9 protein-coding genes and 1 pseudogene are annotated in these 12,340 nt (G+C 60.9%); 7 read left to right on the top strand and 3 right to left on the bottom strand.

Annotated features, from left to right (window positions below; all coding sequences use genetic code 11):
- Window positions 1-116: 116 nt before the first annotated feature.
- The 6 genes and pseudogenes from JNK74_13745 to JNK74_13720 all read left to right on the top strand — a co-directional run bounded on the left by JNK74_13745 (window position 117) and on the right by JNK74_13720 (window position 6,383).
- Window positions 117-2,396 carry a PAS domain S-box protein gene (locus JNK74_13745; GenBank protein MBL7647245.1) on the top strand — a complete coding sequence of 760 codons (2,280 nt, stop codon included), beginning with the start codon at window positions 117-119 and terminating at the stop codon, window positions 2,394-2,396.
- Complete coding sequence (locus tag JNK74_13740) at window positions 2,386-3,087, top strand: response regulator transcription factor (protein MBL7647244.1); 702 nt, start codon at window positions 2,386-2,388, stop codon at window positions 3,085-3,087. Before JNK74_13745 ends, JNK74_13740 begins: the two co-directional genes overlap by 11 nt.
- A gap of 136 nt (window positions 3,088-3,223) precedes the next feature.
- Window positions 3,224-4,252 carry a DUF1559 domain-containing protein gene (locus JNK74_13735; GenBank protein ID MBL7647243.1) on the top strand — a complete coding sequence of 343 codons (1,029 nt, stop codon included), beginning with the start codon at window positions 3,224-3,226 and terminating at the stop codon, window positions 4,250-4,252.
- A gap of 312 nt (window positions 4,253-4,564) precedes the next feature.
- A pseudogene (locus JNK74_13730) lies at window positions 4,565-4,888 on the top strand (prepilin-type N-terminal cleavage/methylation domain-containing protein).
- Between the two features lie 902 nt (window positions 4,889-5,790).
- A complete protein-coding gene (locus tag JNK74_13725) occupies window positions 5,791-6,102 on the top strand; it encodes a type II toxin-antitoxin system ParD family antitoxin (protein MBL7647242.1) in 312 nt (103 codons plus the stop codon).
- On the top strand, window positions 6,099-6,383 hold the full coding sequence (locus JNK74_13720) for a DUF2442 domain-containing protein (protein ID MBL7647241.1): 285 nt from the start codon (window positions 6,099-6,101) through the stop codon (window positions 6,381-6,383). The genes JNK74_13725 and JNK74_13720 overlap by 4 nt, the downstream gene beginning before the upstream one ends.
- A gap of 142 nt (window positions 6,384-6,525) precedes the next feature.
- On the opposite strand, the gene JNK74_13715 is transcribed toward JNK74_13720, so the two are convergent.
- From JNK74_13715 to JNK74_13705, 3 genes are all read right to left on the bottom strand, one after another.
- A complete protein-coding gene (locus JNK74_13715) occupies window positions 6,526-7,011 on the bottom strand; it encodes a DUF3368 domain-containing protein (protein ID MBL7647240.1) in 486 nt (161 codons plus the stop codon).
- Window positions 7,004-7,255: a UPF0175 family protein gene (locus JNK74_13710; protein ID MBL7647239.1), complete on the bottom strand. Its 252-nt coding sequence runs from the start codon at window positions 7,253-7,255 to the stop codon at window positions 7,004-7,006. Before JNK74_13710 ends, JNK74_13715 begins: the two co-directional genes overlap by 8 nt.
- A 93-nt stretch (window positions 7,256-7,348) precedes the next feature.
- Entirely contained in the window at window positions 7,349-9,688 is a 2,340-nt protein-coding gene (locus tag JNK74_13705; protein ID MBL7647238.1) for a beta-galactosidase, read from the bottom strand.
- A gap of 470 nt (window positions 9,689-10,158) precedes the next feature.
- Here JNK74_13705 and JNK74_13700 point away from each other — a divergent pair, with 470 nt between their 5' ends.
- Window positions 10,159-11,487, top strand: coding sequence for a hypothetical protein (locus JNK74_13700; GenBank protein ID MBL7647237.1), 1,329 nt, complete (start codon window positions 10,159-10,161; stop codon window positions 11,485-11,487).
- Window positions 11,488-12,340: the final 853 nt, after the last annotated feature.

Below are 12,340 nucleotides of genomic sequence, written 5' to 3'. Positions count from 1 at the left end.
GGGATTCACATTCCCCATGATCGTTTGATTCAACTTTAGGGCGGCTGGTAAACTCTGTACTGGTTCAATCAATCAGGGGAAGCAACCATCGACACGACGGAACCTTCAGGAACCGAATGAGCATACTTTCTGAGTTCGAATGGAAAGGGCCACTCTACGGTTCAATCTGCCTGCTGGCAAGCGTCTATCTTTTCTTCGCTTTTCGACGTTATTTTGCCGCACGGGCCCGAGGCAAGAACCACTTCCGCATCTCCTTTTCCGCCGGGGCCTATCTTATCGCCGCCTTCACCGTGACGGCCATCGCTTCTCAACAGGCTGCCAGTACAACCACCTATGTTGAAGTCGTCAAGTGGTCCCAGATGGCCTCACTCGTCGGGCAAGTAAGCCTCGTTCTGCTGGTAACGCGCCTTACCAATGCAGTTCCGCGGAGCGCACTGGTGGCCCTGACAGGATCGTACGCGGCGGCGGCGTTGATGCACGTCGTGTCGGTTTCCGGGACTTTTGTCTCTTACTTCGGCGAAATCCACATTCACCCGCTCCCCATTCTCCGGGACTTGCTCGTTTCCCGCGTGCCCTATGCCGTGTGGAAAGCTCCGGTAGACCTGACCAACAGCGTTGCCTTCATCGCCATCGCCTGGGCCTGCTGGCGCCTCCACCGGCGCGCCGAGACCGCCCTCGCCATGCGCTGCGCGCTCCTGGCATCCGTTGTATTCCTCGAAAACATGCACGACATGTATTTCGCCGACGACATCTACCTCGCGCCCTTCGGGCTGGTGCTCATGTTGATCGTGTTCTTGCTCTGCCCCGAGGGATTGCACCCGCCGGACAGGGCGAACAGCCGCACGGCGGCCCGGAGCGCGACACGTCGCGTTTATCCCCCGCCCGATATCCGGGTGGCCCGAGAAACCTCCTGGGAACACAACCCGCTTATCGGCCTGATCATGGCCATGTTTCTCGTCTCGGCGGCCCAGGCCCTCGCCTGGAATGGATTCGAGAGCGCGGTTATTCTGCTGGCGCTCCTTGGTATGGGCCAGGCCACCATCTCGGTCCTGAATCGCGCGGGCAGTGGCGTCGAAATGCGCATCCTCGCCGTGGGAGCCCTCGCAATCATCGCCCTGCCCCAACTCGCGGATATCATCTATGCCGTGCCAAATTTTTCGGGCTCCTTCATCCAGGCCACGCGAGGCATGCTTCATAGTCCCATGCGCGATCTCCTCTGGATTCTCGGCCTGCTGCTCCTGCTCACCGCCTTCTCACTGTCGGGCATTGAGGCGGGGGAGGTCCGCAGACGGCTCCTCCTGGAGCACCGCCAGCTTGTCGAACAAATCGCCGAACGGAAGCACGCCGAGCGGGAACTCCAGGCGAGCGAACGGCGCTTCCGCCGGCTGGTGGAGAACAGCACCGACCTGGTAGTCATTCTGGGACATGACGGCATAGTCCTCGATGTCGGCGCCTCCGTCGCGCGAATCCTGGGCTATGGACCGGGGGAACTTGTGGGAAGGACGGTCGCCAGTTTCTGCCACCCGGAAGATCACTTCAAGTTGGCCCACGCCCTCAAGCACATTTCTCCGCTGGCTACCCCCGTACAGTCCGTCGAGATCAGCGTGCGAGTTCCCGATGGCTCCTGGAGAGTCCTCGAGTGTATCAGTGACTTGCAGTTCGACCCCGTCTTGAACGGCGTAATTGTGAACGCCCGCGACATCACCGAGCGAAAAGCGATGGAAGAACGGCTGCGCTCCGCCCGAACGGACGAAAGACAACTCATTCGCTATAATCTGCACGATACCGTGGGACAAGACCTGGCGGGATTGCTCTGTATGACCGGGAGTCTGGCAATGGAACTGCAATCAGTCTCGGCGCCCCTGGCCACCCAGGCCGACGCCATCGTCGAAGGCGTCCAGCGCACCATGGACGATGTGCGCAAGGCCATTCTCGGCATTGCGCCCATCGAGCTTCATCCCCGTGGACTCGAAGTGGCGCTGCAGCAACTCGTCGAAAGACTCGTGGACTGCCACCGGGTCGATATCCGATTCGTATGCACGACCGCGATCGACATCGAAGACTACGGCGTCGCCACCCAACTCTTCCAGATAGCCCAGGAGGCCCTCACGAATGCTATCAAGCATGCCCGGGCCGAACACATCGTGGTCACCCTCGCTTCGGCCGGGGACCGCGTCGCCCTCACCATAGCCGACGACGGCGTGGGGCTTGAAGCGCGGGCAAAGTCTCCCGATGGACTCGGCCTGCAGACGATGCGTTCCCGGGCGGCCGCCATCGGTGCCTGGTTGCGGATCTCCGGCGCAAATGGAAAAGGCACCCAGGTGAAGTGCGTTCTCAGCCGGGAACTGCACGGCGACCTTCGGTCCGAAAGTGGAGTCCACTGGCATGCCGAGTAGTCCCAGGGCCGTTTCGACTGTGCTCATCGTTGATGACCACCCCATGATACGCGCGGGCCTCGCCCAGCTCCTGAGCGCCCAGCCCGACCTTGAAGTGTGCGGAGAGTGCGAGGAAGCCGGTGGCGTCCTGCCGTTTATCGAAACGCACCGCCCGGACCTCGTGGTCGTGGATATATCCCTCGAAAACAGCAGCGGGCTGACCCTTATCCAGGATATAAAAAAGAAGTTCAAGGCCCAGAAGATGCTCGTCTATTCCATGCACGACGAAGAGCTGTTTGCCGTTCGGGCCATTCAGGCCGGCGCCATGGGGTATATCGAAAAGAGCGCTCACCCCCGCGACACGATCGACGCCATCCGAAAAGTGCTCCGGGGGCACCTGGCCGTCAGCCAGCGGGTGACCGATTCCCTGATGGCGGCCATGGTGGGGGCCGGGGGGGAAGCGCCGAGGACCTGCCTGGAGGCCCTCTCCACCCGCGAACTCGAAGTGTTCGAACTGCTGGGCCGTGGATTGACCATCCGGGAGATAGCCGAACGCCTGAACCGGAGTGTGAAAACCATCGAGTCCCATCGCGAACGCATGTTGACCAAGCTCCGACTTGATTCCAGCGCCCGGCTGGTCCGACAGGCCGTGGAGTGGGTAACCCGACAGGACCATGCATTGGGTGGGAAGCCCGTGGGAAGCGACGAATAAACTGGGCTGGAGCACCACGGCCCTCGCCTGCGGAAGATATGAAAAATGCGCGGGGTGTATGCTAGATTAATAAGGCGAAACACGGGAGGGCGGGCCCGACAAGAAGATGTCTTCTGGCCAACTGAGGGTGGAAATTATGAGAGCACGCGGTTTCAGTCTCGTCGAACTGTTGATTACCATCGCGATTATGGGCATTCTCGCCGCTATCCTTCTGCCCACCCTCGCGCGGGTCCGGGAATCGGCCCGCAGGGCCACCTGCGCCAATAATCTGCGCCAGTGGGGCATCGTCTTCAAAATGTACGCCAGCGAGTCGGAGCGGGGGCGATTCCCCAATCACCAGCCGGATGAAGGCGCCCCCATCGCGCCCCTGTCCCCCGCCTGGCCCAAGGTTTCCGGACCCGCGGGTATCGAAGTGTTTGCGGACTACATGTCCGATCCCGAGATCGGTATTTGCCCCACCTCGGTCGCCGATCATCCCACCTGCTGGTCGCCGGGCTGCGGGCCTTTCGAGGCATCCTTCTTCGCGCCCCTCGGCAATTTCACCTCCGCCGGACACTTTGTGCCCCTGAGTGTCGAGGACTGCGCCACCTGGGGGGGCGTCACCGAAACCCCATTCTTCGGCACGCGGCGGTATATGCGGGGCCCCGCCGATACGACGCGGCGTGTCTTCTGCAGTTTCGACTACGGTTACCTGAACCGGCTGGTCAAGGCCGATTGGATAACCAACATCCAGGACAACGCCCTGATGGCCCGGGCGCTTGTGTCCGATTCCACCAGCAAGCCCATGGGGGGCATTCTGAATCTCGGTGACGATCAGGCCGATTCTATTCGGGTCGCGCTTTCCTTTGGCCAGGTTGAATCACTGTTTATCCGTGAGGGCATAGAGCGCATGCTCATCACCGACATCAACAATCCGGGGGCCTCGGCACAGGCCCAGTCCGTCATTCCTGTCGTGTGGGACACCACAAAGCAGGACGGAGAATGGGCCAGCCAGGACCCCATCACCATGTACAACCACGTTCCCGGCGGCGCAAACATCCTCTACATGGACGGGCACGTCCAGTTCGTCAAATATCCCGCCCCCATGACCCAGGACACCTGGCCACTCGCCACCATCTCGGTCGACCGACGCTCCATCCCCAAGAGCCCGGGCTGGGCCTGGTAGCACCGCACCGTCCCCTCCCGGCGAATGTGCCCGGGCGTGCTGCGCCCCCCTGCATGTGGCTATGGCGCGTTATTCCTGTGGGTAACTTACCCACAGGAAAATCAGGCATCTCCCCGTAGTCAGACGCGCCCGCCACTGCTACCCTGATGCAAAGAGGCTGAAGTTCGCGCCGGGCGCAGGTTCCCACCGCTCAAAGAAAGGAGGAACACGTGCCCCCGAAAACGGGGTGGCCAGCGACTGCGGGGAACAATGCACCGGAACTCGGCCGCTTCATGGTGTCATTCAAAACTGGACTCTAACAGAGGAACTGTCATGAAAAGAAAAGGCTTTACCCTGATCGAACTGCTGGTGGTCATCGCGATCATCGGCATTCTCGCCGCCATCCTGCTCCCCGCCCTCGCACGCGCCCGCGAGGCCGCCCGACGCGCAAGCTGCCAGAACAATCTGAAGCAGTGGGGACTCGTGTTCAAAATGTATGCCAACGAGTCGAAGGGCAACGTGTTCCCCCACCACGAACTCGACACGGGCGCATTCTACACCGACACGGCAAACCTGTGGATCCAGGCCGCCGGCCCCTGCGGCGCGCTGGTCTATCCCGAGTACCTCTCCGACTACCAGATCGGCAAGTGCCCCTCCTCCGGTCAGATGGGCGCCGCCAGTCTCAACGGCCCCGAACTGCCCACCTTCATGTACCCGCTGGGCGCCGGCAGCAGCACCTTCCCTCAGGTGCCCCTCGCCCCCCAGAGCGCGAGCTGGTGCTCCGCCATCGGCGTTTGCGGCGGTTACACCCCCTTCTTCGGAACCCGCCGCTTCGTCCCGTCCGCCGGCGCCTCGCGCCTCGTGTCCAGCACGATGGACTACACCTACCTCAATCGCATCATCAAGGTCGACTGGGTTACGACCACGGTTGACTACAATACCCTCGCCACCCAGCTCGGCGCGGACGGTAACCCCGCCGCCGCCGTGCGCGACCTCGGCACCGACAAGGCCGCCACGGTCTCCGTGACCCTGCCCACCGCCGGCACCGTGACCGTGCCCCTCATGCGTGAAGGCGCGGAACGCTTCCTCATCACCGACATCAACAACGCCGGCGCCTCCGCCAACGCCCAGTCCGACGTGGTCGTAATGTACGACGCCAACCGCATCGACGGCCTCTTCTCCCAGACCTCCGGCAGCCTGGCTCCGAACTTCAACCACGCCCCCGGCGGCGTGAACGCCCTCTACATGGACGGCCACGTCGAATTCGTCAAGTACCCCGCGCCCCTGTCGCAGCGCACCTGGTTCTGCAGCAAGGTCGCTGTGGACACCCAGACCGACAACGGCCAGTTCTAAGCCACACGGAAGACCGGCGGATCGAAAAACCGACCGTCATTTGAAGCAGGTAGTACCCAAATCATGCCGCCTGACGCACACCGTGCGTCAGGCGGAAAGTCTCTATGCCGTCGGGCATGGCGCGGTTAGGGCGCCATGCCCGATTTTACTTTTTACGGGCAATTCGTGATATTGACAACAATACCCACTCATGCGATACTCAATTCATGGCAACCGAAACCCTACATCTCACCGACGAACAAGCCGAAGTCATCCGCCAGATGGTGGCGAACGGCAGTTACGGCGATGCAAGTCACGTCGTGGACGAAGCTTTGCGCCTTCTTGTGGCCAGGCAGGACGACGAAGAGGCGGAACTGGACGTGTTGCGGGCCGAGTTGCAGCGGGGCTTCGATGATATTGAGGCCGGGCGGTATATCGAATTAAATAGCCGAGAAGATATTGATGCGCTTGGCCAACGGGTGATACGTCGCGGCTTGGAGAGGCTGGCTGCTTTGAAAAATGTCGCGTTCATTCAATGAGACAGGTAGCTGCGCTCGACGTGCTTGATGACTACAAGCTCGCGTTGACCTTCGATACCGGTGAGCAAGGTGTCGTCGATCTCGCCCATCTTGCGGGAAAAGGTGTCTTCGCAGCGTGGAACGACATGGATGTGTTTCGTTCGGTACAGATCGGCCCCTATGGGGAGCTTGCCTGGGGCGAGGAGATCGACCTCTGCCCAGATGCCCTCTATTTGGAAGCGACCGGGAAGCAGCCGGAAGATCTGTTTCCCGCGCTCGACCGGACGGGCGCGCATGCCTGAGATATCCCGTTTCTACGGTATTGTCATCCGCATGTATTTCAACGATAACAACCCGCAGTATTTTCGAGGCAACTCCGAAGTATAAGCGATCCAGCATCCGCTGTTGACGACTAGTTGGTCCAGTCGTTTGATCGTCATTCCTTTACTCTCCTACGCGACTTAACGCTGCGTTGAGCACGTCTCGCGAGAGGTACATTCCGCCTTGGATGAGGTCCTCCATTACTGCTCGTGCGGATGGGACGATACCCCGCTGGCGGGCTGCAAGCACAATCCCTAGAGTGCCACGCACGGGAATGCTCAGTGCATCCGCACAACGCCTTGCCGCCAGATCATCGATGATGACTTCTGCTTCATCATGAAGATAGGCGACCGAGAGAACGGAAGATTCCCCAGACCCCAATCCCCATTCGAGAATTGCGGCTGGAATGGGTGGCGGTGTGATGATTTCGAGCCAGGGAGTATTGGCAAGTGCGGCTGCGGAGGTGTCAACTGGCCCCTTGCGAAATACCTCGTTCGCTACCGGCTGAGGTACGACGACACGATCCGCAAAATGCTGAAGCAGATCCAAGTGATGCCCCCGGCTCAGGAAGATGAGCGGGGAGGCATTCACGATCACCGTGCTAGCCACGTGCCAGTTCTCGGTCCAGATCGTTCAAGTCTACTCGAAAGGAATTCTGTCCCATGCGGGCCAAAGCCAACAGGAAATCAGTCCTGCAAAGTCCCGCAATCTCGGCGGCGACCTCTTGAGATACTTTGCCAGCTTCGTACCAGGTCATAGCTGCGGCGAGGCGCAACTCACCCGAAAACTCCGAAGGAGAAAGCCGCAATGCGGAGAGGACGCCATCGGGAAGCTCCACTGTAAGTGTTGTCATGGGATTGGACTCCTTGAACGATCCGAGACCCTATTGTACCAGTGTGGAGGCGGATGCTGAAAGACTAACTTTGCGGTTGCTGCCCAGTGAGAACTACTTCCCCGCCAGCACCCGAATGCTGTACGGCGCCATTTCCTCATCCAACCGTCCCTCCAGCTTCACGTGCGCCGCGTCCTCCCGGTAGTTCAGGAACACGAGTTTTCCCGTCTCCAGCGCGCTGACGAAGACCCGTTCCGGTCGCTCCACCGTCAAGGCCTGCTTCGTCAGTGGGTGGAGGTTGTCGAGACCGCGCAATATGCCTTCGATGTAATCGCCATAGAGCGCGATGGGTTCCATGTCGCCCTGGAAGCGGTGGAAGGTGCCCTGGCCGGTGTCGCCGCTCTCCCACGCGCGAAAAACGGTCTGATCACCCTCGGTGGTTTCCTGGGGCACGCGGGGATAGGTGGGGTAGATGGCGACGCCTCCTTTGCGGATCCATTCGTCGATTTTTTGCTGCACGTCGGGCTCGATGACGTTGCCCCAGCAGAAGACAAGGACCTTGTAGCGGTCGAGGTAGCCCTGGCGGATCAGGCGTTCGTCGAGGAAGTCGTTGTCGATGCGGCGACGGACTTCGGCCGCGCGGGTGTTGAAGCCCCAGGCATAGAGGTGGCGGAAGGTGCCGTCGTCGAGCTGGTTCATGGTCTCGGGGTAGTAGACCGCCACGTCGATGATGGGATCGGCGCGTTCATCGAGGAGGTGGAAGTCGCGCTGCCACTGCGCCACCGCGTAGGGCGGCTCGAAAAGCACATTGTGGCGCGTGTAGATGTTGTCGCCGTTCGTGGTGAGGGTGCTGAAGAAGCGCCCGGCCACGCCCCGCGCGCTGTGGTAGCCCGCGGGCTCATAGCCCAGGTCGATGCCGTAGAGCCGGGCGGCCGTCGCGGCCAGGCGCGTGGCGTAGAAATTCTGCTCGAAGCTGTCGGTTTCATTGGTCAGTCGGATGCCGCCGTTGCCAATGGTCTTCATGGACTCCGCCTGCCCCGTGAAATCCGTACCCGCTTCGCGGAATCCCCAGCCGCCCGAAGACTCGTAGATGAGCGTCTTCGGTAAGGCGGCCCGCGTCGCATGGGCCCAATGGTCGCACCATTCCGTCATCGAATCCGTGTACCACGCCGTCATGTCCAGGCGGCCGCGAGGCGTGCGATAGGTCTCGGGCAGTTGCGGCGCGATGGCGTCAAAGCTTGCGAAGTCCTCGTCCCACGCCGCGTTCAGCGCTTCGAGCGTGGGGTAGCGTTCCCGCAGCCACGCTTGAAAATCGGCCCTCGCCAGGTCATCCCCGGCCCACCAGCCGATGTGGGCATGCATCTTTTGTCCCCGCGCCCCCAGCGCGCCGCCCGCACCCGCCGGATACTGGGCCTCGCCAAAATTGCCGCTCGGCCCGAGGCGCACCGCTTCCAACACGCCCATGGGCTCATAGTGATCGCCAAAGGCCTTCAGCACCCGCTCCACATGACGCAGATTGCCCCCATTCCAAATCGAGGGCACGGCGTTCTCGTCGCCATGCTCCAGGCACTTGAAGCCCACATTTTCCGCCGACTCCAGATACCACACGGGCAAAGCAAAGGCGGACGTGACCACCAGATTGGGGAACCACTTAAGGCCCCGCGCCGTAAGCGCGTCTACGATGGTGTCGTAGTGGGTAAATTCGAATTTACCCGGCGCGGGCTCGATAAGGTTCCAGCGCACGAAGCACTCCGCCGAGGTAAAGCCCATGAGCCGCGCCAGGGGCGCATACTCGCGGATATTGTTCAGCGCCGTCTCCAGCGAAGGCGGATCGCCCGTGTCGGGAATGCCAACGGTGCAGTTAAGCTGCATCGGCCGCTGAAGGGTCAGCATCGGCTCCACCAGCAGCGGCACCTCCGCCGCCAGTGCCGTCCACCGCGCCTCGTCCACCGTCGCAAATGCCCGTATCGCAATCAGCCCCTGCAGGCCCGCGATCTTCAATTGTGGGTGGACAGTCCCCGCCGGCAGCTTCGGATTCGCGAACTCAAACAGCGCCGTCCGCACCCGCTGCTGGTTCAATCGCGTGAACGAAACCGCCCGAAGCGGCAAGCCGTAGGTCCCCTTGAAGGCATCGTCCGTCAGCAACGTCGGCTGGATTACGCCGGCGTTATCATCGAAGAACTCGATTTCCACAAATACCTTTTCCGACTCGGGAAAAAGTGGTCCGGCAAACCGAAAGTCCCAGGTCACCTTGCTGTACGCGTCGCGGTCCGGAGCAATATCCAGCGTCCCCACGCCCCCGCGCTGCAGGCTATGGGTCAACGCGCGATTCGCCAGTGTCGCAAGCGCAGGTTCGGCGGACGAAGCGTGGAACAGAAGCGTGGCTGGAGATTCGGCGGGAGATGGGCATAAGACGAGGAGTGAAAGGAACAAGGCAATGATGCGACAAGACATTAGGAATCTCCCGGTTGAAACAGCGCTATCCTATTGCACCCGATCGAAGTTGGGGGAGTCAAGAACAATGGCGCCATAGTGCGAACAAAACCGTGGTCTCGAATCAAGGTTTGCGGTCCCTGAGGCGAACCGCCGCGTTGTTTTCTTGCTGGAGAGCAGCACCATCTCGGCGATGCGCCCCATATCAGAGTATCGCCAAGTGTTGGCAGGCCAAAGGAGAATGGGCGCTGGGTTATGCTGGGCCTGTTTCGTCGCGAATGCTCGGCCCCGTCGTGCCTTGCCCGCTCCTGCCCATACCCGTGGTCGGATCGCCCGATGGTGAAAGGTTTACCGCAATGGGGAAGCGTATACATGGTGAGGTTCAGCATACACCGGAGCCAATTTGAATATGCACCGCGTGATTTCGTCCCATAGTCGTAACAAGCAAGACAAATGTGGCGCGGTCGGAACCATTAGGAAAGGGCATGGGCATGGGCAAACGGTTCTATCTTATTGTGGCTGCGGTACTTGCACCGGCAGTTGTACCGGCGGATTCCATTCGCGTGGGGGATCGGCACTTTACCGAGGTCTACATCCGCGAGGGCAAAGACGCTTACTATGTTTATCACCCGGAAGAAGGGCGAATGGAGCGGGTGAACAAGGGGGCGGGCGTCTCGGAAGTGGAGATCAGCGAGGATACGGCGTATCGAGAGGCCCTGCTCGCACGCTACAATTCAAACCCCGGCGTGGCCCGAGCGGAATCGCCCACCCACAGGGCCGAAAACAAGCCCACCCCAGCAGGCTCACCGTCCGAAGCCCCGGTTTCGATCAAGGCCTCGAAGCCTGCTCAGACCGCGATATTGGACGGTGATCTGGTCAAGCACCGGCGGCAGATGAAGGGGCTGGCCGAGTTCGAGGCCCAGCTTGCCCACTGGAAGACCCTTCCCGAAGCGCTGCGCGAAGATATTCAGGCCGGCCTGTATGAGACGCTGGCCGAGCGCACGGCGCGTCGCGCGGCCGACCATGATCGGGCCCTTGCCAGGATGGGGCAGCTCGATGACACCCGCTCGGCGGTACAGCAGCAAATGTACTCCGCCGCCCAGGCGCGGGCATCGGCCGTGGAACAGGCCCGCGCGGAAGACAGCTCCGACTTTTATCTCAACGCCTACGAAAGTTCGAAAGGCTACTACCGAACCTACGCCTACTATCATGACGAATGCGAGGGGCTGCGCACTGTGCCGATCTGGTGGTACACCGAAGATGCGTCCCTCTACGATGCGGCCATGGCCGAGCGCTCTCGGACGCGGAACAGGATTGGCGCGGCGGAGCAGGCCTATGCCCGCCAGGCTTCCGCCTACGGCAATCAATTGAATTCCGTCGAGCGGGCCATGAGCCGGCAGGAGCGCGCGGCCAAGGCCGCCGTGGCCAAGAGCAACGACGAACAGCGACGCTTCGGCAACCGGCAGACGCGCGCTGCGGCCCTCGCCGAGGCGACCGAGACGGGCTACGTGCCGCAACTGCGGGCACTGACGATCAACGCGTGGCAGGGTTTGGCGGCGACCCAACTGCCCGAGTTCATCGCAGGTCCCGGAATCTGGCAGATCGAGTGCCGTCTCGTTGGTCCGGGCTCGGAGGAAGGCTTCGCGGTGACCCTTTACGATGCGGAATCCGGGAAGCCCTTCACCCGCATCGCCGATCCGGATTTTCTCGGCATGCGGACACAGGTCTTCGATAAGCCCGGGCGCTACTATATCGTCGTGGAGCAGGGCCTCGTGCCCGTGGCCTACGAGATCGAGGCCAGCGCGCTGGAAATGCGGTAACGGAGATACCGCTTCGAACAACGTGCAATTGCGCCGGCCGCGAGCCTGTCTTGAGCAGCCTCCGGCGGCAGCCCGATCTTTCACCACGAAGGCCATCAGGAGCACGAGCAAGAAAGAGGGAAGCATGCGTTCTGAGTTGCAATTATCCCCGCGGTCCGGGCAAGAGCAAATCGAGCTCATCTCCCCAATCATCTTTGCCCCTTCGCGCCATTGCGTGCGATCCAACAGGAAGGGTGGATGGCGAGCGCGACTGAACGACCGCCGAAATCCTGCAACGCCACAACCTCGTTTCTCTTCGAGTTCTAAGTGCCTTCGTGGTAAATAGGCTCTTTCCGCGAGTTCCCGTTCTTAAGTGCGGGGCGTGTGGGAATGGAGGATAGATTGCTCGAAACTACCTGCGAAGAACGCAAGGCAATGACGCAGGGAAGTACGGAATCTCACGAAAACGAAGTTGCTTGAGCAAGATTGCGTAACACCCTGTGCGCTCCAACAATGACCGACTGTTCACATTCTATCTTCGGTCAAGACGCTTTGGGCTTTGATCGAATTTAAGTTGCCAACTTCGAGTTCCTGTGCGATTTTGAAATCGCTCTCGGCGTTATATTGGCAAGCGAAAAGCAATCTACGAGGCATCAGATCGGAACAAAGCTTGGCAAGTCTAAATCCAAGCTAATCCACCGGCTTTGCCGGTGAGAATTCATCAGGCTCCGTCGTTCCACCGTCAATCTTTGTGACGATAATGGGGGAGACTAACCGCCGTTGACAGTACGTACTTTCGCCGTATTAGCTCCGAAGGAGCGGCATATCGTAGCCCAGGTCGAAGACCCGCCGTGGTGGGCGCGAGCGAAGCGAG

It is taken from the genome of Candidatus Hydrogenedentota bacterium, assembly GCA_016791475.1.
Lineage (GTDB): Bacteria > Hydrogenedentota > Hydrogenedentia > Hydrogenedentales > JAEUWI01 > JAEUWI01.
The sequence above is the reverse complement of the archived record's forward strand: the minus strand, read 5'-3'. Positions and strand labels throughout refer to the sequence as shown.

Excerpts from the sequence above, each read along its gene's own strand:
- JNK74_13745 (MBL7647245.1), top strand. The coding sequence starts at position 117 with ATGAGCATACTTTCTGAGTTCGAATGGAAAGGGCCACTCTACGGTTCA.
- JNK74_13740 (MBL7647244.1), top strand. The coding sequence starts at position 2,386 with ATGCCGAGTAGTCCCAGGGCCGTTTCGACTGTGCTCATCGTTGATGAC.
- JNK74_13735 (MBL7647243.1), top strand. The coding sequence starts at position 3,224 with ATGAGAGCACGCGGTTTCAGTCTCGTCGAACTGTTGATTACCATCGCG.
- JNK74_13725 (MBL7647242.1), top strand. The coding sequence starts at position 5,791 with ATGGCAACCGAAACCCTACATCTCACCGACGAACAAGCCGAAGTCATC.
- JNK74_13720 (MBL7647241.1), top strand. The coding sequence starts at position 6,099 with ATGAGACAGGTAGCTGCGCTCGACGTGCTTGATGACTACAAGCTCGCG.
- JNK74_13710 (MBL7647239.1), bottom strand. The coding sequence starts at position 7,255 with ATGACAACACTTACAGTGGAGCTTCCCGATGGCGTCCTCTCCGCATTG.
- JNK74_13705 (MBL7647238.1), bottom strand. The coding sequence starts at position 9,688 with ATGTCTTGTCGCATCATTGCCTTGTTCCTTTCACTCCTCGTCTTATGC.
- JNK74_13700 (MBL7647237.1), top strand. The coding sequence starts at position 10,159 with ATGGGCAAACGGTTCTATCTTATTGTGGCTGCGGTACTTGCACCGGCA.